This window comes from Aggregatibacter kilianii (assembly GCF_003129965.1).
GTDB classification, from domain to species: Bacteria; Pseudomonadota; Gammaproteobacteria; order Enterobacterales; family Pasteurellaceae; genus Aggregatibacter; species Aggregatibacter kilianii_A.
The window spans coordinates 1-23213 of the sequence record NZ_NRCJ01000004.1 but is presented as its reverse complement, the minus strand read 5'-3'; the positions used below and the strand labels follow the sequence as shown (position 1 = coordinate 23213).

Annotated in this window: 21 protein-coding genes and 2 pseudogenes; 13 read left to right on the top strand and 10 right to left on the bottom strand. The window is 47.8% G+C overall.

What is annotated here, in order from left to right:
- Positions 1-22 precede the first annotated feature (22 nt).
- Positions 23-337 carry a DUF5389 domain-containing protein gene (locus tag DK430_RS03600; protein ID WP_109077753.1) on the top strand — a complete coding sequence of 105 codons (315 nt, stop codon included), beginning with the start codon at positions 23-25 and terminating at the stop codon, positions 335-337.
- A 10-nt stretch (positions 338-347) separates the two neighbouring features.
- Here the strand turns inward: DK430_RS03600 and glpE are convergent, their stop codons facing one another.
- The 3 genes from glpE to DK430_RS03585 all read right to left on the bottom strand — a co-directional run bounded on the left by glpE (position 348) and on the right by DK430_RS03585 (position 1999).
- A complete protein-coding gene (gene glpE / locus DK430_RS03595) occupies positions 348-674 on the bottom strand; it encodes a thiosulfate sulfurtransferase GlpE (RefSeq protein ID WP_109077752.1) in 327 nt (108 codons plus the stop codon).
- A gap of 12 nt (positions 675-686) precedes the next feature.
- Complete coding sequence (locus DK430_RS03590; RefSeq protein WP_109077751.1) at positions 687-1235, bottom strand: TIGR00645 family protein; 549 nt, start codon at positions 1233-1235, stop codon at positions 687-689.
- A gap of 176 nt (positions 1236-1411) precedes the next feature.
- A complete protein-coding gene (locus DK430_RS03585) occupies positions 1412-1999 on the bottom strand; it encodes a TetR/AcrR family transcriptional regulator (RefSeq protein WP_109077750.1) in 588 nt (195 codons plus the stop codon).
- Between the two features lie 155 nt (positions 2000-2154).
- On the opposite strand from DK430_RS03585, the gene DK430_RS03580 reads away from it, so the two are divergent.
- The 4 genes from DK430_RS03580 to DK430_RS03565 are packed head-to-tail and all read left to right on the top strand — an operon-like array spanning position 2155 to position 8924.
- Positions 2155-4200, top strand: coding sequence for a TonB-dependent receptor (locus tag DK430_RS03580; RefSeq protein ID WP_109077749.1), 2046 nt, complete (start codon positions 2155-2157; stop codon positions 4198-4200).
- A gap of 2 nt (positions 4201-4202) precedes the next feature.
- Positions 4203-5927 carry an ABC transporter ATP-binding protein gene (locus DK430_RS03575; protein WP_109077748.1) on the top strand — a complete coding sequence of 575 codons (1725 nt, stop codon included), beginning with the start codon at positions 4203-4205 and terminating at the stop codon, positions 5925-5927.
- An 8-nt stretch (positions 5928-5935) separates the two neighbouring features.
- On the top strand, positions 5936-7708 hold the full coding sequence (locus tag DK430_RS03570; protein ID WP_109077747.1) for an ABC transporter ATP-binding protein: 1773 nt from the start codon (positions 5936-5938) through the stop codon (positions 7706-7708).
- Positions 7665-8924, top strand: a complete 1260-nt coding sequence (locus DK430_RS03565; RefSeq protein ID WP_109077746.1) for an MFS transporter — start codon at positions 7665-7667, stop codon at positions 8922-8924. The genes DK430_RS03570 and DK430_RS03565 overlap by 44 nt, the downstream gene beginning before the upstream one ends.
- Positions 8925-8955: 31 nt before the next feature.
- Here DK430_RS03565 and DK430_RS03560 read toward each other — a convergent pair whose 3' ends face one another.
- Positions 8956-10569 carry a DNA recombination protein RmuC gene (locus DK430_RS03560; RefSeq protein WP_109077745.1) on the bottom strand — a complete coding sequence of 538 codons (1614 nt, stop codon included), beginning with the start codon at positions 10567-10569 and terminating at the stop codon, positions 8956-8958.
- Positions 10570-10713: 144 nt separating this feature from the next.
- On the opposite strand from DK430_RS03560, the gene DK430_RS03555 reads away from it, so the two are divergent.
- Genes DK430_RS03555 through aroE form a run of 3 tightly spaced genes read left to right on the top strand, consistent with a single transcriptional unit; the run spans position 10714 to position 12622 of the window.
- Positions 10714-11262 (top strand): DNA topoisomerase family protein, encoded by a 549-nt coding sequence (locus tag DK430_RS03555; RefSeq protein ID WP_109077744.1) that lies wholly within the window; start codon positions 10714-10716, stop codon positions 11260-11262.
- Between the two features lie 4 nt (positions 11263-11266).
- A complete protein-coding gene (tsaC, locus tag DK430_RS03550; RefSeq protein ID WP_109077743.1) occupies positions 11267-11818 on the top strand; it encodes an L-threonylcarbamoyladenylate synthase type 1 TsaC in 552 nt (183 codons plus the stop codon).
- Between the two features lie 3 nt (positions 11819-11821).
- On the top strand, positions 11822-12622 hold the full coding sequence (gene aroE, locus DK430_RS03545) for a shikimate dehydrogenase (protein WP_109077742.1): 801 nt from the start codon (positions 11822-11824) through the stop codon (positions 12620-12622).
- Here aroE and rarD read toward each other — a convergent pair.
- Together rarD and ilvY are read right to left on the bottom strand one after the other, a co-directional pair.
- A complete protein-coding gene (gene rarD, locus DK430_RS03540; RefSeq protein WP_109077741.1) occupies positions 12617-13498 on the bottom strand; it encodes an EamA family transporter RarD in 882 nt (293 codons plus the stop codon). The genes aroE and rarD overlap by 6 nt on opposite strands.
- A gap of 31 nt (positions 13499-13529) precedes the next feature.
- Positions 13530-14408 (bottom strand): HTH-type transcriptional activator IlvY, encoded by an 879-nt coding sequence (gene ilvY, locus DK430_RS03535; protein WP_109077740.1) that lies wholly within the window; start codon positions 14406-14408, stop codon positions 13530-13532.
- 596 nt (positions 14409-15004) lie between these two features.
- Here ilvY and ilvC point away from each other — a divergent pair.
- Positions 15005-16483, top strand: a complete 1479-nt coding sequence (gene ilvC / locus DK430_RS03530) for a ketol-acid reductoisomerase (RefSeq protein WP_109077739.1) — start codon at positions 15005-15007, stop codon at positions 16481-16483.
- A 133-nt stretch (positions 16484-16616) separates the two neighbouring features.
- Here ilvC and DK430_RS03525 read toward each other — a convergent pair whose 3' ends face one another.
- From DK430_RS03525 to DK430_RS03510, 4 genes and pseudogenes are all read right to left on the bottom strand, one after another.
- Positions 16617-17471 carry a cysteine ABC transporter substrate-binding protein gene (locus DK430_RS03525; protein WP_109077738.1) on the bottom strand — a complete coding sequence of 285 codons (855 nt, stop codon included), beginning with the start codon at positions 17469-17471 and terminating at the stop codon, positions 16617-16619.
- On the bottom strand, positions 17455-18219 hold the full coding sequence (locus DK430_RS03520) for an amino acid ABC transporter ATP-binding protein (RefSeq protein WP_109077737.1): 765 nt from the start codon (positions 18217-18219) through the stop codon (positions 17455-17457). Before DK430_RS03520 ends, DK430_RS03525 begins: the two co-directional genes overlap by 17 nt.
- A 9-nt stretch (positions 18220-18228) precedes the next feature.
- Entirely contained in the window at positions 18229-18897 is a 669-nt protein-coding gene (locus DK430_RS03515; protein WP_109077736.1) for an amino acid ABC transporter permease, read from the bottom strand.
- Positions 18887-19545: pseudogene (locus DK430_RS03510) on the bottom strand (amino acid ABC transporter permease). The gene DK430_RS03515 and the pseudogene DK430_RS03510 overlap by 11 nt, the downstream one beginning before the upstream one ends.
- 305 nt (positions 19546-19850) lie before the next feature.
- Between DK430_RS03510 and rpsL the strand changes: the two are divergent.
- The 4 genes and pseudogenes from rpsL to DK430_RS03490 form a co-directional block, all read left to right on the top strand.
- Positions 19851-20225 (top strand): 30S ribosomal protein S12, encoded by a 375-nt coding sequence (gene rpsL / locus DK430_RS03505; RefSeq protein WP_005543325.1) that lies wholly within the window; start codon positions 19851-19853, stop codon positions 20223-20225.
- A 153-nt stretch (positions 20226-20378) separates the two neighbouring features.
- A complete protein-coding gene (gene rpsG, locus DK430_RS03500; protein WP_005702285.1) occupies positions 20379-20849 on the top strand; it encodes a 30S ribosomal protein S7 in 471 nt (156 codons plus the stop codon).
- Between the two features lie 119 nt (positions 20850-20968).
- Positions 20969-23071 (top strand): elongation factor G, encoded by a 2103-nt coding sequence (gene fusA, locus DK430_RS03495; RefSeq protein ID WP_109077735.1) that lies wholly within the window; start codon positions 20969-20971, stop codon positions 23069-23071.
- Between the two features lie 64 nt (positions 23072-23135).
- Positions 23136-23213 (top strand): annotated as a pseudogene (locus DK430_RS03490) (GTP-binding protein); the annotation flags it as partial.

Here is a 23213-nt window from a genome sequence, read left to right as displayed (position 1 = left end):
AAATTTAACGCACGGAGAAAAAATGAGAAATCCAAATTTGCCCAAGGGGTTCAGCCCGTTCAGTTGGGCGATTGCTATGTTTTGTTTACCGATTTTACTTTGGCCGTTGGCGCTATTAATTTCACCGAATTTATTGAATAACCCGAACCTCAATGATACGCAAATCCGCGCCATGTCGATTTTCCTGTGGGGCTACCCTTTCATCCTAGGCATTGTCGCACGGATTTTTTATCGGCTACATCAACATAAACCCGCTTTGGCACGTCGGGGACTTGCCCTAAGTGCGGTCATTTTTTATGGCGTTTTATTTTATGTCGCCACTGTTGGCTTTAATTAATCGGATGCGGTTAATAAGCGGTTTCCAGCGGCAAATTCGCCTCGACCCAACCGGCAAAGCCGCCCTGTATGCTGTACACTTTTTCATAGCCGCGTTGCAGTAAAAACGTAGCGACACTGCGGCTGCTCACACCGTGATAACAACTCACCAAAATCGGTTGATCGTAATCATATTGCGCTTCAAAATCCGGCCAGGTGAGTTCCGTCAAATTCACCGCACCCTGTGCATGAGAATAGTTAAAACGCATCTGATCGCGTACATCCGCAAGCACCGCGTTTTCATCCTTTTGTAACATCTCCCACGCCTGTTGCGGGGAGATTTCAATAAACTCTGTCATAAACCTTATTCATTAATGCGCTTTATGGCTTGTGCCATAAAGAACTTTGTCCGTATAAGCCATGGCAATGGCGGAGGCCAAGAAGCCTAAATGTAAAAGTAACTGCCACATCATGGTTTTTTCATCCATATTCGACGCATTCACGAAGGTTTGCAACATATGAATGGAAGAAATGCTGATAATCGACATCGCCAATTTCACTTTCAGCACCGAGGCGTTCACATGGCTCAACCATTCCGGTTGATCCGGATGCCCCCGCGTGCGCAGTTTGGAGACGAAAATCTCATAGCCGCCGATAATCACCATCACCAACAAATTGGCGATCATCACCACATCAATCAGATTCAGCACCGCCAACATCACGGTGTTGGAATCCATTTCCTGTAAATTGACAATTAAATGCCACAGGGATTTCATAAATTTATAGGCATAAATGCCCTGCACCACAATCAACCCGAGATAAATCGGCAGTTGCAACCAACGGCTGGCGAAAATAATTTTACTGATTGCCGTCGGCTCATAACGCGGTTTAATTTGTTGTCCTTGATTCACTTGTTGCACGTTTTCCCCCAAAAGATAAAAAAATAAATGTATAAAAGGCGGGCAAAATTAACCGTTTTCCGCCTAAAATTCAACGTTTTTTTAACATTTTGGGAAAATCATAAAAACGCCGTGAAAATCGACCGTACTTTCCTGTGAGGCGCCTCAAAAGTGCGGTGCTTTTTGTCAGGTATTTTTTAGGGATTGTCTCCCGAATCTTGATAAGCAATGCCGTGCATAAAAAATTGCAGAACGTCTTTTAACAACTGCTGTTCGTTGCCGACATAATGCTGTTGCAACATCGGCGTATTCAGCATTTCATCGATTTTTTGGATCAGCACATCAATTAATACAATGGGAAAATCATCACGAATGACTTTACGTTGTTGTAACGTGCCGAAAAAATGGTGCATAAAACGGTATTTTTCTTGTGCCATTTGCTGAAAGAACCGCTGTAATTCTTCGTTGCGGTGTGCCTTTAAATCCGCCAGCACCGGCGCAGAATAAAGCGTCGCCATGGCGTCCTGCTGCATGCCCAGAATGCGTTCAATGACCGTCGCCAAATCCGCATGCTCATGCAACAACCGCTCAAATTCATCGCGCATTTTATTTTTTTGTTCTTCAAACACGGTTTTGACCAATGTTTCTTTTGTGGGAAAGTGCTTGTAAAACGTCACTCTGCTGACACCCGCCAATCGACAGATTTCCGCAACGGAGGTGGCAATCCAACCTTGTTCATAAAAAAGCGTTATGGCGGCTTGTTTTAAGACAGAATCTTTTTTCATGTTTGCTCCTTAAACCGTCAATAAAATAGCCGAATGCCTTAAATTGTCAAACGTCATATTTGAGAAAAATTCTTATTTACTTTTTATTTTGGGTTATGTTAGGTTTACATTAATTTGTAATTCATATAAAAAATGTAAACTTTAAAGGTATCCCAATGAAAAAAATCAACACATCATTTGGCTTAATCACTCTATGCTTAAGCGGCACTTGTTCCCTTGCGGTTTACGCGGAAGAAGCCGAGCGCACCACATTGCTGGATGAAATTACCGTCACGGGTGAAAAATTTGAACGAAGCCAATCGGCAACAGGCTCCAGTTCAACGGTGGTCACCGATACCCAACTGAAACGGGAAGCCGATTTAATTTCCGCCACGCAATTATTAAAACGCGATGTGAATATTTTGGATACGGGTTTGGGTAACGATTTACCTACCGTGCGCGGCGTGGACGGCTCAGGTCCTGCCGTGGGCGCGGTGGCGTTCTTTGCCGGATCACGCCCGCGTTTGAATATGCAAATTGACGGCAGAACGTCCAGCTATAATGAACTGGCTTTCGGAACAAAATCCCTATGGGACATGAAACAGGTGGAAATCTATCGCGGCGCGCAAAGCTATGCTCAAGGGCGCAATGCTATTGCCGGCGCGGTGGTGATGACGAGCAACGATCCGACTCAAGAATGGGAAGGCGCCGCCAAGTTGAACGTGGGCAATCATCGTTTGGCACAAACCGCCGCGATGATTTCGGGTCCGTTGATTAAAGACGAATTGGCGTTTCGTTTAAGCGTGGATCACCAACAACGGGAAACTGCCGTGGATTTGCCCCATTACGATCCCGTCGGCAATCCCCGTTGGTTTAAAGCCACCACCACCCGCGCCAAATTGCTGTGGACGCCGTCCGCGATACCCGAATTATATAGCCGCTTAACTTTTAACCATGTGAACGCCCGTGCGCCGCAAAGTGAGGCGGAATTACAACCGAATTCCGCGCGCTACACGCCGGAACGCCCCGTATTCCAAACCCGCTCCGCCGGCACCATTTGGGACATCGGTTATCAATTCGCAGAGCACTGGAAAATCGAAAACAAACTGGTTTATACCCATTTCATTCACGACCGAAAAACCACTTCGCCACAAACCACCAGTGGCGTGCCGGCGCGAGTGGACGGCAATGAGTTCCAAATCGAACCCATCGTGAAATATGAAGGGGAAAAATACCACGGCTTGCTGGGCTTGTTCTATTTTCATGCCGACCAAGACGAACATGTCACCATGCCGCGTAGCCGCGTGAATCCTACCGCCGTCACCACCTATTTCAAAGATAAAACCAAAACGAAAGCGGCATTCGGCGAAATCACTTTCACACCGGAGATACCTTTTGAATTCACACTTTCCACCCGTTATGAGCAGGAGCATCATCAACGTAAAGGAGAAAGCACGCTGTTTTCCATTAACCGTGACAAAAAATATCATGTCTTCCTGCCTAAAACGGATATTGCATGGAAAATGAATGAAAACCAACGCCTCGGTTTCAAAGTGGGGCGCGGCTATAATCCGGGCGGAGCGGGCGTGACTTTCGGGACACCGTACACCGGCTATGAATATGACGCGGAATATGTGTGGAATTACGAACTGTATCATCGCTGGATTTCCGATGACAAACGCCTGCGCGTTAACAGCAACGTTTTCTATAACGATTACAAAGACATGCAACTACCGTTTTATCTTGGACCGAATTCCATCGTGATTCGCAATGCCGACAAAGTGGTGACTTACGGCGCGGAAATCAACACGGAATGGCAAGCCACCGATAAATTAGGGCTAAATGCAGGGATCGGCGTGCTAAAAACCGACATTAAACGCTACCCGAACAGCGGCATTGAAGGTAACAAACTCGCCCGTGCACCAAGTTTCAGCGGGAAACTGGGGGCGCATTATCGCCTTATTGAGAATCTGGAAATCGGCGCCAATTATAGCTACAACAGCAGTTACTATTCTACCGCCGACAACCTAACCAACGGCAAAGTGGGGCATTATGATCAATTGGATCTTTATTTGGCGTATGACTTTAAACACGCCAGAGTCATGCTTTATGCGGATAATCTGCTGAACTCCCGTAAAGACATCTTAATCGTGCCGCGCTCCGGCGATGTGACCCGTCAGCCGGAACGCCAAATCGGGCTTTCGACGGAATTCAGATTCTAGCCATGAATCCGCATCACCAACAGATTTGCCAACCCGTCGCCGCACAATTACGCCTTTCCATGGGGTTGGCTGTCTTCGCACAAGGGTTAAAAATCGGCATTTGGCTGCTCATGATCCACATGGTGTTCACGGTCAGCCACACCATGATTTTTCCTTATTGGCAGTTACTCACGCTGCTCGGCGTATCCATTTTGTATTACACCTGCAAAATCAAAGCGCACGATCAATCCCATTATGCCGCCTTTGAACTGGAAAAAATTCTGCGACAACGATTGGCACATAAAATCAGCCGCCTGCCTTTGGGAAAAATACAAGAAATCGGTTCCGGCGGTTTAGCCAAAGTGTTGTGTGATGACGTAAAAGAATTACATGCCTTTGTTGCCGACGCACCGCCCTTGAAGGCGGAAGCCTATTCCACCCCGATTTTCGTATTTATTGCGTTGTTTTGGCTCAATTGGCAGCTTGCCACAGCGGTGGCGATATTTCTGGCGGTGTTATTTGTGATTTTGCAACGTCTAATGGGACGCAGCAAATTAGCTTACGACGATTACGGCATCGCCGTAGGAAAAATTAACAGCGCCATCATTGAATATATCCAAGGCATGAGCACCATTCGTACCTTTGATGCCGGGCAAAGCTCATACAGCCGTTTCAACGCCGCCCTGCTGCATTTCAACCGCGTCATGTTCGCCTGGCTGGCAAAGGTCGGCACACCCACCCGTCTCGCCCGCGCGTTGTTCACGCCGTTGCCGATCATGTTATTTCTGATGCTTGGCGGCATTTCTTTACACCAGCTTGCCACGTTGTCCGCCTTTACCTTATTTGCCTTTTTCGTGTTGGCGGCGGGGCTGATTGAAACCATGCACCCTTACATGGGGCTGTTTCATTTGCTGGAACGCGCCCGCGCCGCCATTGAACGCATTAACGCCATCGAAACGCTGGAAAATTCCACCGCACTTTTGCCGTTACAAACGCCGCAGGGCTATGAAATTCGCTTTGAACAGGTCGGCTTCGGTTACGCACAAGAAAACCCCGTTCTACAAAATATCACCTTTAACGTCCCGCAAAACAGCTTCACGGCGATCATCGGCGCGTCGGGTTCCGGCAAAACCACCTTGTTAAATCTGTTATTACGTTTTTGGGATGTCACCGACGGCAAAATCACCCTAGGCGGCGCGGATATTCGCCACATGGAGGCACAACAGCTGATGTCTTATTGCTCGGTGGTGTTTCAGGATAATTTCTTATTTTCCTGCTCTATCGCGGAAAATATCGCTTACGGGATGGAAAAGGTAACGCATGCGCAGATTATTGCCGCCGCCAAACAAGCGCGTATTCATGATTTTATTATGACCCTGCCCGAACAATACCAAACGAAAGTCGGCGAGCGGGGGCAATTACTTTCCGGCGGTCAAAAACAGCGCATTACCATCGCCCGCGCCTTTTTACAAAATCGCCCGATTTTATTGTTAGACGAGCCCACCGCCTTTTCCGACGCCAAAAACGAAGCGGATTTAATGCTGGCGTTTCGGGCGTTAATGCAGAACAAAACGGTGATTATGGTGGCGCACCGTCTTTCTTCCGTGATTCACGCGGATCAAATTCTTTATTTATCCCACGGGGAAATCATCGCCCAAGGCACGCACCGGACGCTATTACAACATTCACCCGCTTATCAAACATTATGGGCGGAATATCGGCAGGCAAAAGCCTGGACGATACATTAAGGACAAGCATGCAAACTTACTTCAACCCCGCAACGCAACGCCACAAAAGCCTTTGGCAAACCTATCGAACGCTATTTCAGGCAGCCGGACAACAACGCGGCAGATTTTTGCACAGCCTGTGCTGCGCAATAGGCTCGGCAATGTGTTTCGGCACGGCAATCGCATTGCTCTATCCGCTGTTGTACGCGTTGGATAGCGACAGCACCGCCCAAAGTGCGGTCATTTTTTACGGCGTTTTTTGCGCGCTACTACTCTGCCTTGGCATCGGATTGCGAATCAGGGCGGAATACTACGACACCAAAGGCTATTCCCAACTGGCGACCTACCAACTCCGCCGCCTGTTAGGCGAAAAACTGCGGCGCGTTCCCTTGGCGGTTCTTAGCGGATTTCGTGCGGGCGAATTGAGTGCCGTCGCCGTGCAAAGCGTGAACGAAGCCACCAATTACGCGTTCAGCCTCATCAGCATTCTGATTTACGGTATCGTCACGCCCATTGCCGCCGCACTTTGTTTATGCGTTTTTGATCTGCGTTTCGGTTTGTTGATTTTCATCATTTTCCCGGTGATTGCGCCCTTATATTTATGGCGCCGAAAAGCCTTTCGACGCGGTTTTAGTCTTCTGGCGGAAGCCCAGCAGCGGCTGAAAGGGGAAACCATTGAATTTATTCAGGGCATGGAAATTCTGAAATCTACCGCGCAAACGGAAAATAAACAGCACATTTTTAATCGGGTGATTGAAGATGTGGCGAATATTCAACGAATCGGCACGCAAAAAGGCGAACGCCCGAATCTGATTATCACCTCAAGCATTCAATTCAGCCTGATCGCCGTGTTATTAATCGGGACGATTTGGGTTATCTCCGGCAGTGCGCATTGGACGTTATTGGCAACGGTGTTAATCCTGCTTGCACGCATCGCGGACGTGTTGAATTTCTTCGTGCAAATGTCATCGCTGTTGGAAATCTTTGCCATCAGCTGCGAAAAATTCCACAGCCTGATGGCATTGCCGGAATTCCCGTCGCAGCAGCTAGAGCGCCTGCCGACGGATTATACGATTCGCTACGAAAAGGTCAGGTTCGGTTACACGGAACAAAAAACCGTTCTGCACGACATTCATCTCAGCCTTCGCCCCAACAGCCTGAATGCCTTTGTGGGCACCAGCGGTTGCGGTAAAACCACGCTATTACTCCTGTTGCTACGCTATGCGGATCCGCAGCAGGGGCGCATTAGCATCGGCGGCGTAGATATTCGGAAATTTAGCCAAGCGCAGTTGATGAGCTTGATTTCCGTGGTGTTTCAAGAGGTGTATCTTTTTCAGGACAGCGTGCTGAATAATATTCGCATGGCAAAACCCGATGCCACGGACGACGAGGTCATCCGCGCCTGCCGACTCGCCCAATGTCATGATTTCATTCAGGCATTGCCAAACGGCTATGACACATTGGTGAACGACATCGGCAGCAATTTCTCTGGCGGCGAAAAACAACGTCTCGCCATTGCCCGCGCTATTTTAAAAGACGCGCCGATTCTGATTTTGGATGAACCCACCGCGTCGCTGGACACCTACAATGAACTGGCGGTACAAAAAGCCCTGGATCGGTTGGTTAAAAACAGAACCGTGCTGATTATCGCCCACCGACTTTCCACCATCGTGGGCGCGGATTGCATTCATGTGTTGGAAAACGGCAACATCATCGAACAGGGGACACATCAGGCATTACTTGATTTAAAAGGACGTTATGCGGAATTTTGGCAATACCAACAAGACGGAAATAAGCTATAAAACGGGCAATCCGTTACTCGTGCAGGACTGGGCGTTAATGACCACTACCGCCTGCTTTAAGTTTTGTGTGGTGGCGTTTTACATGATCGCACTACTCACCATGCTAAAAGAATCCGGTTTTGATTTAAAACAGCTCAGCTGGTTGTATTTATTGGGCGGTATGGAAATGGCGAAAGTCGTTGTTTCGCCGCTGATTGAACGCTATCGCTTAAAAAAATTCGGGCAATTTCGCGGTTGGCTATGGTTATCGACTCTGCTCATGTTCGTTGCGTTGCTGTTATTGCATTTCATTCAGCCGCAACAGCACTTCGGTTGGCTTATCCTCGCCTGTCTGCTGCTCAATCTCAGCAGCCTATTTTTCGGTTGCGCCGCATTGGGTTTTAGCTGCGCTATTCTACCGTTTGAGCAGCGTGGCTTCGGCGGTGCGATTCAAGTCATCGGCGGACGGCTGGGCAAAATGCTCGGCGGCGGTCTCATTTTGTTTATTTATCATCGTCATGGCTGGCAAAGTGCGGTGGATTTAATGAGCGTTTTTGCGTTCCTCATGCTCTTACAAATCGGTTTTTATCGTGAAACCGCCCTCTTCGCCCCGCCATCAAACGTTGCGTTCGGTTTCTTGTTCAAACGCTTTTTTAATGTCTGGCGCCAACCGAATATGTCTTTTCGCTGGTCGGGCTTACTACTCTGTGTTTTCATTCCCAGTGGAATGGTGGTCAGCACCTTCGTTCCCCGCCTCAACGCCCTCGGCTGGAGCAGTGAACACATCGGCTTACTGCTGTCCGTTTTCGAACCGCTTTGCGCCATCCTTTTCACGCCGCTAAGCGGCTTTTTACTGAAAAAACATTCCCGTTTTACCGTCACGCAATGGGTGTTATTCAGTCAAATCTTTGCTTTCTGCCTGTTTATTTTCTTTGAACGCTTCGCCGCCCATCCCCCTTACGTTATCGCCGTGCCCATTCTTCTGCTCAGCATCACTTACGCCTTATTGGTGCCTTGCCTGCTGGCAATGATCATGGACAAATCCGCCCCCGCATACGCCACGCTGGACAGTTCGCTGCAATTTTCCGTCGCCCTCTTCGGCGCCTACGCGGCAGGCTTCGCCGCATTACGTCTGGCGCATACGTTCGACTATTTAACGGTGTACAGTGCGGCGACATTGATTGCGGTTGGCGTGTGGTGGTTTTTTAAATCACAAAAAGACCATTTATTCTCGTGATATAAAAAACACGGAAAAAACCGACCGCACTTTACTCCTCGATATTTTCCTTATTCACCAACAACCGCTCCGTTTCAAAATCGTGGTGTAGCGGTTCGATGTCGGGCAGGGTTTTGGTGGCTTTGGCGGAGAGGGCTTTGAAGCGTTCCACTTTGCCGATCAAGCCCTGTTGCCCCACCAGCGCAGTGACGGTGCTGTTGTAGTGGGAGCTGACGGCGGAGAGGCTGTTGCCCACTTTCGCCAAGCGTTCGGCGAGCAGGCAAATTTGGTTGTAAATGTCGCCGGCTTTTTCGCTGATTTCGCGCGCTTCCGCATTGCCGCGTTCCACCCGCCACAGGTTCGCCACGGTGCGTAAAATCGGCATGAGCGTGGTGTGTGACACCATGATGACATTTTTGTCGTAACCGTAGCCGAACAGGCTCGGATCCATTTTCAAGGCTTCGATGTAAGCGGGTTCCACGGCGATAAACATCAGCACGAAATTCGGGCTGCGCACGCCGATAAGATTGCTGTAATCCTTGCGTGACAAATCGTCGATGTGATTGCGTAGCGCCTTAATGTGCTCGCGCAGAAACGCCTGACGCTCTATTTCATCCTCAGAACTGACCGCACTTTCATAGGCGTTGAGGGACATTTTGCTATCGATAATCAAATGTTTGTCGTCGGGCAGGTTAAGAATAAAGTCGGGATAATTGCGTTTGCCTTCCTCGTTTTTGAAATGCGCCTGCGCGGTGTAATGTTCGTTTTCAACTAAACCGGCGGATTGCAAGGCGCGCTCCAGCTGCATTTCGCCCCAGTTGCCGAGAGTTTTCTTTTCCCCTTTCAGGGCGGAAGTGAGGTTGTTCGCCTGTTGCGACATGCTCAATCCGATTTCCAGCACTTTCTTAATTTCCGCTTCCAAACCGGCATTGCCTTTCACAGATTCCGAATGAATTTCATTCACCCGTTTTTGGAAGCTCTCGATTTGCTCGCGGAACGGTTTCAACAGGCTGTCCATCGAGGCTTGGTTAGTTTGTTGAAAACGCTGACTTTTTTCTTCCAAAATGCGATTGGCAAGATTTTGAAATTCGGTATTCAGCTGCTGTTTGGTTTGTTCGAAATGGTGTTGTTGCTCGGCAAAATGCTTTTCTTTTTCCGTTAACGTGGTTTTTAGCTCCGCCAATTCCTGTGAAAGTGCGGTATGTTTTTCCGTTAAATTTGCCAACGCTTCCTCACGACGAACAATCAAGCTTTGGCTTTGTTCTAACTGTCCGCGCAAGCCTTCCGCCTGCGCCGACGCCACGCCGAAGCGTTCTTTTAACGCGGTAATTTGTTCCGCAATGGCGCTGTGGCAGGCTTGTTCTTCGTTCAGTTCCGTTTGCAGATACGCGACTTTTTCATCCCGCTCGGTCAGGCGAATTTGTAAACCGTCCGCTAGGGTTTGCGCTTTCACCACATCCTGTTCCAGCTGATTTTTACGTGCGCTGAGAACTTCAAATTTCGCCAATAATTGATTGAAATCTTCGATATTTTTATTTAAATCCTGTTGCAGCTCCAAACTATCGCGCTTACGTCTCGCCCCCACAAAAAATAAAATAAGGCAAAGCACCACCAACGCCGCACAAACGCCTAATAACACATTCAAATCAATATCCAATGCAAACATATTTCCTCCTGATTTCGGCGCATTAGTATAAAGGAAATCCGCGCCTTTGCCGACCTTTTGCCGGTGGCAAAACGCCGCGAACTTGCGTAGAATTGCCCTCATCAAAAACGTTTTCCAAAATGACCGCACTTTTTAGGCAAAAGCATGACAGAACCTTTATTTCAAGCCACCAAACACGAAGAACACTGCCCGCAGTGCGGCGCGCTGTTGCAAATTAAGCAAGGCAAAAAAGGGCTGTTTCTCGGCTGTTCCGCTTACCCGCAATGCGATTATCTGAAACCGTTGCACGCCGCCAACGAAGTGAAAATCCTCAAAATGCTGGAACAACATTGCCCGGAATGCGGGCATTTGCTGGCGTTAAAACAGGGGCATTTCGGTATGTTTATCGGTTGTAGCAATTATCCCGACTGCCATTTTGTGGTGCACGAGGAGGCGGAGGAAACGACGGAAGAACTTCTGCCTTGCCCCGAATGCAAACAAGGACAGTTGGTGGCGCGGCGCGGTCGTGCGGGTAAGCCGTTTTACGCCTGCAATCGCTTTCCGCACTGCAAATTTTCCGTGCCGAACAAACCTTATGTGATGGACTGCCCGCAATGTCACGGTACTTTAGCCTTATTAAAAAAACAGCAGGGCGAACAACGCACCTGGCAGTGCATCAACAAAGCCTGTCGCCATATTTTTATTACCGAGTAACCTCATGAATTTACCAAACATTGTTAACCAATTAAAAAATCTGCAGGTTGTCGCCTATCCCACCGAAGCGGTTTTCGGCTTAGGCTGCAACCCGAACAGCCAAAGTGCGGTGGAAAATTTACTTGTTTTGAAACAACGCCCCGTATCGAAAGGACTGATTCTCATCGCACCCGCGTTAGATTTTTTGTTGCCGTTTATCGACGAAAGCCGTTTGACACAACCCCATTGGCAACGTCTCACCGCACAATATGCGCGCCCGACCACTTGGGTCGTGCCGGCAAAATTCGGTACGCCGAAATTTCTCACCGGCGATTTTGACAGCATCGCGGTACGCATCAGCCAACATCCCGCCGTTAAGCTATTATGCGAACAGGCGGGCTTTGCCCTCACCTCCACCAGCGCCAACTTAAGCGGGCAAGCGCCCTGCCGCACCGCGCAGGAGGTCGCGCAACAATTCGGCGCGGATTTCCCGGTATTGGATATGCCCGTGGGCGGCGCAGTTAATCCGTCGGAAATTCGCGACATTTTCACCAACCAAATTTTTCGTCAAGGATAAATCATGTTATACGCCGTTTGGGGCAACCCTATCGTTCAAAGCAAATCACCGCAAATTCACCGCATTTTCGCCGAGCAAACCGCACAAGACGTGCAATATGACGCCATGTTGGGCGATGAACAGGATTTCGAACGGCAGTTAACGGCGTTTTTCGCTCAAGGGGCGGCGGGTTGTAATATTACCTCCCCTTTCAAAGAACGGGCGTTCAAGCTGGCGAATGCGCATAGTGAACGTTGCCTGATGGCGGAAGCCTGCAATACGTTGAAAAAACAGGAAGACGGCACGCTGTATGCGGACAACACCGATGGCGCGGGGTTGGTGACAGATTTACAACGGCTGAATTGGCTTCAGCCGAATCAAAACATCCTGATTTTAGGCGCGGGCGGCGCCACCAAAGGCGTGTTACTGCCCTTATTACAGGCGCAGCAAAATATCGTTATCGCCAACCGCACGCTTGCCAAAGCTCGGCAATTGGCGGAGAAATTCGCCCCTTACGGCAATATTCAGGCGGTGGAGCTTGAGAATATTCCTGCGCAATCCTTTGATGTGATCATTAATGCCACGTCATCGGGCTTGCACGGCGGCACGGTGCAAATAAACGATAGCATTCTGCGCATGGCGAAAGCGGTTTACGATATGCAATATGATCGACAAAAAGATACGCCGTTTTTGGCGCGTTGCCGTGCCTTAGGCGTGCAAAATCGTAGCGACGGTTTCGGCATGTTATTGGCGCAGGCGGCGCATTCGTTCTATTTGTGGCGCGGCGTAATGCCGAACATTGCGCCGTTATTCGAGGCGTTATAATCGGGTCGGGCTATGTTTGGTACGCCACACACCGTCGGCGATAATCAATAACATGGCGATCACCAAACAAATAAACAGCGGATAACTTTGGGCATCGATTTCTTCGCCGATTAAAAAGGAAATCCCCACCATCAGGCAAGGCTCCACATAGCCCAACAAACCGAGCAGATTCATAGGCAAATGGTTACTGGCGAGAATATAGGAATTGAGCGCCGTGCCGCTGATTAAGCCGAGAATCAGCAACAACGCCAGAATATGCGGATTGCTTTGTTGCACTTGGGCGATATCTACCTGCCATGCGAAATAAATGCAAAATGGCAAAAGTGTCAGCATTTCTAAGAAGAACGCGGCAAGATCGGTCATATTCAGAATGCGGCGCACCACAAAATAGGTGGTATAGCCCACGCAAATCACCGACGCCTCCCAGGAAATTTCCCCTTTCAAGACAATATTGGAAATCACCCCGACAGCGGCAATCAGCACTGCAAAAAATTTGATACGGGAAATGCGTTCCTTAAAAATAATCCGTGCTGCCGCCACCATCACTAACGGCAGCAATAAATAGCCGAAAGAAACACTGATCGAACTGCCGTTATTGGGCGCCCACAGAAACAACCACATTTGAAAACCCATCAACGCGCCGGTGAAGATAAACGCAAGAGCAAAATGCGGTCGTTTTTGAATGCGTTTTAAATGGGCGATGAGTGCCGCCTTCTGCTTAAACAGCACCACTGCCGCCGCCACGAAAGGTAGCGTAAAAACAATGCGATAACCAAAAATATCCGTTCCGCTCAAAGGCTGAAGCAGCGTGGAAAAATAGTACATGTAGCCGAACAGCAGGGAGGCAAATAATGAAAACGCGACGCCTTTTAGCATGGTGAAAAACTCCTTAGATTCAGACCGCACTTTACTCCAATAACTGCCAAAATGCACGCACTAAAGGGCGTTCTAACGCGGGTTTTAAGGCGCACACGCCCAGTTCAAATGGCGCAATAGGTACATCTAATTGCAAGGTAGAAATCTGGCTGTTTAACGGGCTGTTTTTAATCACCACATCGGGCAGCAATGCCAAACCGCACCCCAGCACCACCATGGACACAATGCCCTCATGCCCCGCCACCGTGCCGTAAATTTTCGGGTGCTTAATGCCTTTTTGTTTAAACCATTCCTCCACCCTCTGCCGCGCCATGCCATCTAACGGCAAAATGAAGGGAACTTGCTGCCAATTGATGGGATCTTGCTGCAATAATTGCGTTGCGGAGCAGGCTACGCGGGGCGCAATCAGCGACAAACCGATGTCGTCGATATAATGAAAGGTCACCGCACTCGGCAACACCGGCGGCTTCCCCGCCAGCGCCAAATCCACCTGCTGCGCCTGCACCAACTGCACCGCCTGCGCCGGATCGCCGGTGGTGAGCTGAATTTCCACTTTCGGATAATGGGCGCGGAATTTCTCCAAAATCCCCGGCAAGTGGCTATACGCCGCCGTCACCGAGCAATATAGCTTCAACTCGCCGCTCAGTTCTTCCTCTTGCGAATGCAACTGTTGTTGAAACAACAACCAATTCTGCCACTGCTGCTGCGCAAACGCCAAAAACACCTCCCCGTTCGGCGTGAGCGACACCTGACGATTATCCCGCCAAAGCAGCTGCTGCCCCAGCTCCTCTTCGATTTTTTGAATCTGACGGGACAGCGTTGACGGCGACATATGATGCTGCGCCGCGGTTTTGGCGAAGTTTTGGGTTTGGGTGAGGGTGATGAAGATTTTGAGGTCGTTAAAGTTCATAATATTCATTTGGTTAAGTTTGGGTTTCGTACTCAACGTTGTTGAGTACGAGTTCATTTTCTTTGCTTGTGCAAAGCAAAGTAGACAAAAGAAAGCACACCCCAGCTTCACCGCTTATCTTCGCTCAGGCGGTTCAGATGGGGCCCCCATTCTATTCGAGCATTATTTAAAGTTTATTCTGTCAATAGATTCAAAAGTGCGGTTGATTTTAAAAATGTTTTTCAAATAAAAAACACCGAAAAATTCAACCGCACTTTTTCAAAGAACGAATCATTCCCCCGTGTAAGACGCCCTTATGGAAATGCAATTTTTAGCTAAATTTCGCTTTGTTTGAGCGAAGCGAGTTCGAAATTTAGCGTGAAGAAAATTGCATTGGAATAAGGATAAGCGACTTAGTCGGGGTCGCCTTTCTTTTGGTTACTTTTCTTTGGCGAAGCAAAGAAAAGTAACTCGCCATCGGCGAAACCCGATCCCTTTAAATGCAATTAGTTGCAAAAACCGCAACACACAATCCCAATAATATCACTTTACGCAACACCAAAACACCCTATAATCACCCAAACCTAAACAAACACCCAACACAAAAGGAAAACATCATGGCTAATTATTTCAACACCCTCAACTTACGCCAGCAGTTAGATCAACTCGGCCGTTGTCGTTTTATGGATCGCAGTGAGTTTGCCAACGAAGCGAATTTCTTAAAAGGTAAGAAAATCGTTATCGTGGGCTGCGGTGCGCAAGGGTTGAACCAAGGGTTAAATATGCGTGATTCCGGTTTGGACATCAGCTACGCGTTGCGTCCGGAAGCCATTGCGGAAAAACGCGCGTCCTTCCAACGTGCCAGCGAAAACGGTTTTAAAGTCGGCACTTATGAAGAACTGATCCCAACTGCAGATTTAGTGATTAACTTAACGCCGGACAAACAACATTCCAAAGTGGTTGCCGATGTGATGCCGTTAATGAAAAAAGGCGCGGCATTGGGTTATTCCCACGGTTTGAATATCGTTGAAGTGGGCGAGCAAATCCGTCCTGACATCACTGTCGTCATGGTGGCGCCGAAATGCCCAGGTACGGAAGTACGTGAAGAATACAAACGCGGTTTCGGCGTGCCAACCTTAATCGCCGTGCATCCGGAAAACGATCCGCAAGGGGAGGGCTTGGAAATTGCCAAAGCTTGGGCGGCGGCAACCGGCGGTCATCGCGCGGGCGTGTTGGAATCCTCTTTCGTGGCGGAAGTCAAATCCGACTTAATGGGCGAACAAACCATTCTGTGCGGTATGTTGCAAGCGGGCTCCATCATTTGTTATGACAAATTGGTGGCGGACGGCAAAGATCCGGCTTACGCAGGCAAGTTAGTGCAATACGGCTGGGAAACCATCACCGAAGCCTTAAAACAAGGCGGTATCACCTTAATGATGGATCGCTTATCCAACAGCGCGAAATTGCGTGCTTTTGAGTTGGCAGAACAAATTAAAGAAGAATTGGCGTTCTTATTCGCCAAACACATGGACGATATTATCAGCGGCGAATTCTCCCGCGTGATGATGGAAGACTGGGCGAACGGCGATGCCAACTTGTTGAAATGGCGTGAAGAAACCGGCAAAACCGCCTTTGAAAACGCGCCGAAATACGACGGCAAAATCAGCGAGCAGGAATATTTTGATAACGGCGTATTAATGGTGGCAATGGTCAAAGCCGGCGTGGAATTGGCGTTCGACACCATGGTAGCCAGCGGCATTTACGAAGAATCCGCCTACTACGAATCCTTGCATGAATTGCCGTTAATCGCCAACACCATTGCGCGTAAACGCTTATACGAAATGAACGTGGTGATTTCCGACACGGCGGAATACGGAAACTACTTATTCGCCAACGTTGCCGGCCCGATCATGCAAAAAGCCTTGGTGCCGACCTTACGCAAAGGCGACATCGGCGAACCGACCCCGACAGTGGAAATCGACAACATCACCTTACGCGATGTAAACGACGAAATCCGCAACCATCCGGTAGAACTCATCGGTCAGGAATTGCGCGGTTACATGAAAGACATGAAGCGTATTTCCTTGCAAGGTTAATCCTTAAACGCACAAAAGCCGACAAGATTGTCGGCTTTTTTATGGGAAAAGTGCGGTCGGTTTTAAAAATGTTTTTTGGAGGCGGAGAAACATTTAGAAAGCCGACCGCACTTTTAATCAGAATCGGTACAAATTATTTATATTCCACCACCACATCCGCTTCGGTGATCGCGTCGCCGTAAATCGGTTGTAAGGTTTTTTCGTAAGCTTGTTTTAACACACCTTCTTTGCCCAATTTCTCAATTTCGGCATTGAGCCAGTTCAATAAATCGGTGTCGCCTTTTTTCACCGCCGGTGCAATGAAATCCTGCTCACCCAAGTTTTTCACACCCACGGTGAAGCCCGGATTTTCTTTCGCCCAAGCGAATAACAAGGTATTGTCGTGGGCAAGCGCATCGCCGCGACCGTCACGCAAGGCTTCGAAAGTTTCGGTGTTTTGCTCGAATTTCAGCAATTTGATGTCGGGATAATTTTTAGTGAAGTAGGCGTCGGCAGTCGTGCCTTTGTTGATTAACAAGGTTTTGTCTTTCAGCTGCGCCACGTCGGTGATCACAGCGCCGTCTTTCGACACCACGCCAAGTGCCACTTTCATGTAAGGTTTGGCGAAATCCACCACTTCCGCACGCGCCGGGGTCACGGTGAAGTTAGCAAGGATAATATCCACTTTGTTGGACGTGAGGTATTCCACGCGGTTGGCGGCTTCCACCAAAACGTATTCCGCTTTGTTTTCGTCGCCTAGCAGATCTTTGGTGATGGCTTTGGCGATTTCCACGTCAAACCCTTGGCTTTTACCTTGGCTGTCCACATAGCCGAACGGCGGTTTGTCGCTAAATACGCCGATACGCACTTTACCCGCTTGTTTGAGTTGCTCGATGGCGGAAGGCGCGGCGCCGTCGGTTTTCGCCTCTTTGTTGTTGCACGCAGTTAAGCCGGCAGCCAACAATGCCGTGGCAAAAAGTGCGGTCAGTTTTTTAAATGTTTTGTTCATAGTAAACTCCTCTCGGTTCGTAATTTAAGATGTTAAGAAAGGTTTTCGCGCGGTCGGTTTGCGGGTTGGTGAAGAAATCCGACGGCGCGGCTTGTTCTACAATTTGTCCTTTGTCCATAAACACAATGCGGTTTGCCACTTGGCGGGCAAAGGACATTTCATGAGTCACAATGAGCATAGTCATGCCGTCTTTCGCCAAGCCCAGAATCACGTCCAGCACTTCGCGTACCATTTCCGGATCGAGGGCGGCGGTGACTTCGTCAAACAGCATAATGTCCGGATTCATACACAAGGAACGGACAATGGCGATACGTTGTTTCTGACCACCCGATAATTCGCGCGGATAGGCATTTTTGCGCTCAAACAACCCGACCCGTTTTAATAAGGCATCCGCTTGCGCTTCCACTTCTGCGCATTGGCGTTTTTGCACTTTCAGCGGGCCGAGCAAAATGTTGTCGATGACTGACATATGCGGGAACAATTCATAACTTTGGAACACCATGCCGATGTGCTGGCGCGCAGTAACCCAAGACACATCTTTGCCTAACTCGCCTTCATTTTGTAGCAGTAATTGACCGCTCTTTATCTCTTCTAAGCCGTTAATGCAGCGTAAAAGGGTGCTTTTGCCACAACCGGACGGCCCTAAAATCACCACGACTTCGCCTTTATCAACGGATAAATTAATCCCGTTTAAGGCGAGGGTGTCGCCGTAATATTTCACTAACTCTTTGATTTCTAATAAGGGCATATACACCTTCTATTTTTCCCAATACGTTTCTAAATAACGTGAAAATAAAGATAACGGATAGCAAATCGCAAAATATAACAAGAAAATCACGCCGTAAATCCACAAGGCGGCGGAGGGCTCCGTGAACAAGGAGGTTTCGATAATCTGCTGCCCCACTTTGATCACTTCCAGCACGCCGATGAGCATGGCAAGGGAACTGGTTTTTACCATGCGGGTGAAGAGGTTAATGGCACTCGGCGTCACCCGTTTTAAACTTTGCGGCAATAAAATATAGCGGAACGTTTGTAATGGCGTTAAGCCTAGCGCATAAGCGGATTCCACCTGATGTTTTTCAATGGAGGTCAAGGCGCCGCGTACCAAATCGCCCATTTCCGCCGTGCCCCAGAAGACGAAAACCCAAATACATACGGTTACGCCGTCAATGTGCGTATTGAACCATTTCGCTACGCCGAAATAGGTGATAAACAACAGTACCAACAGCGGAATAATACGGACAAATTCCAAATAAAAACGACAAATGGCACGAATAAGACGATTTTTACTCGTCATTAATAAGCCGAGAATCACGCCAAGAATGCAAGCAAAGAAAACCGAAACGAAGGCAATTTTTGCCGTTACCCATAAACCGCCGAGTAATCGCTCGAAGTTGCTGCCTTCAAATAAAACATTAAGCCCCATATTTTGCTCTCCGCGTGCGACGTTCCAAATAAGCGATGAATAAAGACACCGGCAATAAAATAAGCAAATAAAACACCACCAATAAAAAGAGGGCTTCGTTGGTTTTGTAATCCATGCCGATAATTTCTTTTGCCATAAACATCAACTCGGCAATGGCGATGGCACTGACCACCGAAGTTTCTTTCATTAAAAATAAACAGTTGGCGCCGATGGCTGGCGTGGCGATGGCAAAGGCTTGCGGAAATAACACATAACGAAACGCCTGTGTCGGTGTAAGCCCTAGGCTTAACGCCGATTCCAGCTGCGCGCGTGAAATAGCTTCCAAACCGCCGCGAATGGCTTCCGACATATAGCTGCCGCCTAAAAATGCGAGACCGATGACCGCGCAAGTGAAACCGTCCAATTTAATGCCCACTTTAGACAAGCCGAAATACAGAAAGAAAACCTGAATCAACAACGGCGTGTTGCGGGACAGTTCGATGTAAAATTTTACGATGGGATTGAGAATGCGCACTTTGTAAGTGGTCACAATGGCGCAAAAAAACCGACCAGCAAGGAGAGCACAATCGCCCAGAAGGAAAGCTGCAACGTCATCCAGGTTGCATCAATAAAGCGGGGTAACGCGTTCCAAATATATTGCCAATTCATGAAAAGTCCAAAAACAGACGAAAACGTTTATGCATTATAAAAAGAAGATAAATTACGAGGGAAAGAACGAATTTGTATATCTTATAACCGAAAGCGATGAAAATCGGCGTTGGATTTCGTCATTAGGAAGCCCAAAGTGCGGTCGTTTTTCAAAATGTTTTTTAAGGCGTTACAGGCATTGCACGGAAAGTGAGAATCAGTTGACAGTCTGCGGTTTGAAGATTAAAATCTGCGGTCTGTTCTTGTATGGACAGATTTGTAAAACAACATTCTTTAATGAATTTTTATTAAACTGGAGTTTTTTAATGGCAACAATCAACCAGCTAGTACGCAAACCGCGTGTGAAAAAGGTTGTAAAAAGTAACGTTCCTGCATTAGAGGCTTGCCCGCAGAAACGTGGTGTATGCACCCGTGTGTACACAACTACACCTAAAAAACCGAATTCCGCATTACGTAAAGTATGCCGTATTCGTTTAACCAATGGTTTCGAAGTAACCTCATACATCGGCGGTGAAGGTCACAACCTTCAAGAGCACAGTGTTGTGCTTATCCGTGGCGGTCGTGTTAAAGACTTACCGGGTGTGCGTTATCACACCGTACGCGGCGCATTAGACTGCGCAGGCGTGAAAGATCGTAAACAAGGTCGTTCTAAATACGGCGTTAAACGTCCTAAAGCTTAATGGTTCTCCGTTAAGTAAGGCCAAACGCTAAATTAGTAAAACTTATTTAAATCGCAAACTCCAGTATCTAATTAACCCCTGAAATAAAAAGTGCGGTTAATTTTTATCGAGTTTTGGGATACCCTGAAGATTAATAAAACGGAGAAATTCGCAATGCCACGTCGTCGTAGTATTGAACAACGCAAGATTTTACCGGATCCGAAGTTCGGTTCAGAGTTACTTGCTAAATTTATCAATGTCATCATGGTAGATGGTAAAAAATCTATCGCAGAATCTATCGTTTATAACGCGTTAGACACGTTAGCTCAACGTACCGGTAAAGAAGCTTTAGAAGCTTTTGAAGCGGCATTAGACAACGTTCGCCCAACCGTGGAAGTAAAATCCCGCCGCGTCGGTGGTTCTACTTACCAAGTACCGGTTGAAGTTCGCCCGGTTCGTCGTAACGCATTAGGTATGCGTTGGATCGTTGAAGCAGCCCGTAAACGCGGTGATAAATCCATGGCTTTACGTTTAGCTAACGAATTATCTGATGCATCCGAAAACAAAGGTGCGGCAGTTAAGAAACGTGAAGACGTTCACCGTATGGCTGAAGCTAACAAAGCGTTTGCTCACTACCGTTGGTAATACTCGGTTAGCATTTACGTTTTTAGGCTTCATCACATATCTCCATTATGCGATGAAGCCTCATTCATATATAAAATTTCGTATTTAATCTTAAATAAGAAATCGTCAAGGAAATAATAATGGCTCGTACAACCCCTATTGAAAGATATCGTAACATTGGTATCAGTGCGCATATTGATGCGGGTAAAACTACTACTACTGAGCGTATCTTGTTCTATACAGGTGTAAGTCACAAAATCGGTGAAGTACACGATGGTGCAGCAACCATGGACTGGATGGAACAGGAGCAAGAACGTGGTATTACCATTACCTCTGCGGCAACCACCGCATTCTGGTCCGGTATGTCACAACAATTCCCACAACACCGTATTAACGTTATCGACACCCCGGGACACGTTGACTTTACTGTTGAAGTAGAACGTTCTATGCGTGTTCTTGATGGTGCGGTAATGGTTTACTGTGCGGTTGGTGGTGTTCAACCGCAATCTGAAACCGTATGGCGTCAAGCAAACAAATATGAAGTTCCACGTATCGCGTTCGTAAACAAGATGGACCGTACAGGTGCAAACTTCCTACGTGTAGTTGATCAATTAAAAACCCGTTTAGGTGCTAACGCTGTTCCACTTCAATTACCTGTTGGTGCTGAAGATAACTTCGTAGGCGTAGTTGATTTGATCAAAATGAAAGCAATCAACTGGAACGAAGCTGACCAAGGTATGACTTTCACTTATGAAGACGTTCCGGCAGATATGCACGCGGCTTGTGAAGAATGGCGCCAAAACTTAATTGAAGCGGCAGCAGAAGCTTCAGAAGAGTTGATGGAAAAATATCTCGGCGGTGAAGAATTGACTGAGGAGGAAATCAAAGCAGGTCTTCGTCAACGCGTGTTAGCAAACGAAATCATTTTGGTAACCTGTGGTTCCGCGTTCAAAAACAAAGGCGTACAAGCGATGCTTGATGCCGTTGTTGAATACTTACCTGCTCCGACCGACATCCCGGCAATCAAAGGTATCAATCCGGATGAAACCGAAGGTGAACGTCACGCAAGCGATGAAGAGCCATTCTCTTCATTGGCATTTAAAATCGCAACTGACCCATTCGTGGGTAACTTAACCTTCTTCCGTGTATATTCTGGTGTAATCAATTCCGGTGATACCGTATTGAACTCCGTACGTCAAAAACGTGAACGTTTTGGTCGTATCGTTCAAATGCACGCTAACAAACGTGAAGAAATCAAAGAAGTTCGTGCAGGCGACATCGCAGCAGCAATTGGTTTAAAAGACGTAACCACAGGTGATACATTGTGTGCTATCGACGCGCCAATCATCCTTGAGCGTATGGAATTCCCTGAGCCGGTAATCTCTGTTGCGGTAGAACCAAAAACCAAAGCTGACCAAGAAAAAATGGGTATTGCATTAGGTCGTTTAGCGCAAGAAGACCCTTCATTCCGTGTTCACACAGATGAAGAATCCGGTGAAACCATTATCTCCGGTATGGGTGAGTTACACTTAGATATTATCGTTGACCGTATGAAACGTGAATTCAAAGTGGAAGCTAACATCGGTAAACCACAAGTATCTTACCGTGAAACTATTCGCACCCGTGTTAACGATGTAGAAGGTAAACACGCAAAACAATCCGGTGGTCGCGGTCAGTACGGTCATGTTGTTATCGACTTGTATCCGTTAGAGCCGGAAGGTCCTGGTTACGAATTTGTGAACGAAATCAAAGGTGGTGTAATCCCTGGCGAATACATCCCTGCAGTTGACAAAGGTATCCAAGAACAACTTAAATCCGGTCCATTAGCGGGTTATCCGGTAGTGGATATCGGTGTTCGTTTACACTTCGGTTCATACCATGATGTGGACTCCTCCGAATTGGCGTTTAAATTAGCGGCATCCTTAGCATTTAAAGCAGCGTTCGCTAAAGCAAACCCGGTTCTGCTTGAGCCAATCATGAAAGTTGAAGTAGAAACTCCACCTGAGTATGTAGGTGACGTAATCGGTGACTTAAGCCGTCGTCGCGCTATGGTGAACGGTCAAGAAGCGAACGAGTTCGTTGTTAAAATCGATGCAGAAGTTCCGCTTTCTGAAATGTTTGGTTATGCAACTGACTTGCGCTCCCAAACTCAAGGTCGTGCTTCCTACTCAATGGAACCGTTGAAATATGCAGAAGCACCGAAAAATGTAGCTGAAGCAGTTATTGAAGCTCGTAAAAAATAATTTTGTTTAACAACATCCACAAGCCATTTCGGCTTGTGGACTTATACATTGAGGAAACTTAATCGTGTCTAAAGAAAAATTTGAACGTACAAAACCGCACGTTAACGTGGGTACAATCGGCCACGTTGACCATGGTAAAACC

Bases quoted from the DNA above. Each gene is read 5' to 3' on its own strand.
- fusA (WP_109077735.1), top strand. From the start codon at position 20,969: ATGGCTCGTACAACCCCTATTGAAAGATATCGTAACATTGGTATCAGT.
- DK430_RS03520 (WP_109077737.1), bottom strand. From the start codon at position 18,219: ATGCCCTTATTAGAAATCAAAGAGTTAGTGAAATATTACGGCGACACC.
- DK430_RS03555 (WP_109077744.1), top strand. From the start codon at position 10,714: ATGACAGAACCTTTATTTCAAGCCACCAAACACGAAGAACACTGCCCG.
- DK430_RS03560 (WP_109077745.1), bottom strand. From the start codon at position 10,569: ATGTTTGCATTGGATATTGATTTGAATGTGTTATTAGGCGTTTGTGCG.
- rarD (WP_109077741.1), bottom strand. From the start codon at position 13,498: ATGCTAAAAGGCGTCGCGTTTTCATTATTTGCCTCCCTGCTGTTCGGC.
- DK430_RS03515 (WP_109077736.1), bottom strand. From the start codon at position 18,897: ATGGGGCTTAATGTTTTATTTGAAGGCAGCAACTTCGAGCGATTACTC.
- tsaC (WP_109077743.1), top strand. From the start codon at position 11,267: ATGAATTTACCAAACATTGTTAACCAATTAAAAAATCTGCAGGTTGTC.
- DK430_RS03525 (WP_109077738.1), bottom strand. From the start codon at position 17,471: ATGAACAAAACATTTAAAAAACTGACCGCACTTTTTGCCACGGCATTG.
- DK430_RS03570 (WP_109077747.1), top strand. From the start codon at position 5,936: ATGCAAACTTACTTCAACCCCGCAACGCAACGCCACAAAAGCCTTTGG.
- DK430_RS03600 (WP_109077753.1), top strand. From the start codon at position 23: ATGAGAAATCCAAATTTGCCCAAGGGGTTCAGCCCGTTCAGTTGGGCG.
- aroE (WP_109077742.1), top strand. From the start codon at position 11,822: ATGTTATACGCCGTTTGGGGCAACCCTATCGTTCAAAGCAAATCACCG.
- glpE (WP_109077752.1), bottom strand. From the start codon at position 674: ATGACAGAGTTTATTGAAATCTCCCCGCAACAGGCGTGGGAGATGTTA.
- ilvY (WP_109077740.1), bottom strand. From the start codon at position 14,408: ATGAACTTTAACGACCTCAAAATCTTCATCACCCTCACCCAAACCCAA.
- rpsL (WP_005543325.1), top strand. From the start codon at position 19,851: ATGGCAACAATCAACCAGCTAGTACGCAAACCGCGTGTGAAAAAGGTT.
- DK430_RS03565 (WP_109077746.1), top strand. From the start codon at position 7,665: ATGCGGAATTTTGGCAATACCAACAAGACGGAAATAAGCTATAAAACG.
- DK430_RS03575 (WP_109077748.1), top strand. From the start codon at position 4,203: ATGAATCCGCATCACCAACAGATTTGCCAACCCGTCGCCGCACAATTA.
- ilvC (WP_109077739.1), top strand. From the start codon at position 15,005: ATGGCTAATTATTTCAACACCCTCAACTTACGCCAGCAGTTAGATCAA.
- rpsG (WP_005702285.1), top strand. From the start codon at position 20,379: ATGCCACGTCGTCGTAGTATTGAACAACGCAAGATTTTACCGGATCCG.
- DK430_RS03580 (WP_109077749.1), top strand. From the start codon at position 2,155: ATGAAAAAAATCAACACATCATTTGGCTTAATCACTCTATGCTTAAGC.
- DK430_RS03585 (WP_109077750.1), bottom strand. From the start codon at position 1,999: ATGAAAAAAGATTCTGTCTTAAAACAAGCCGCCATAACGCTTTTTTAT.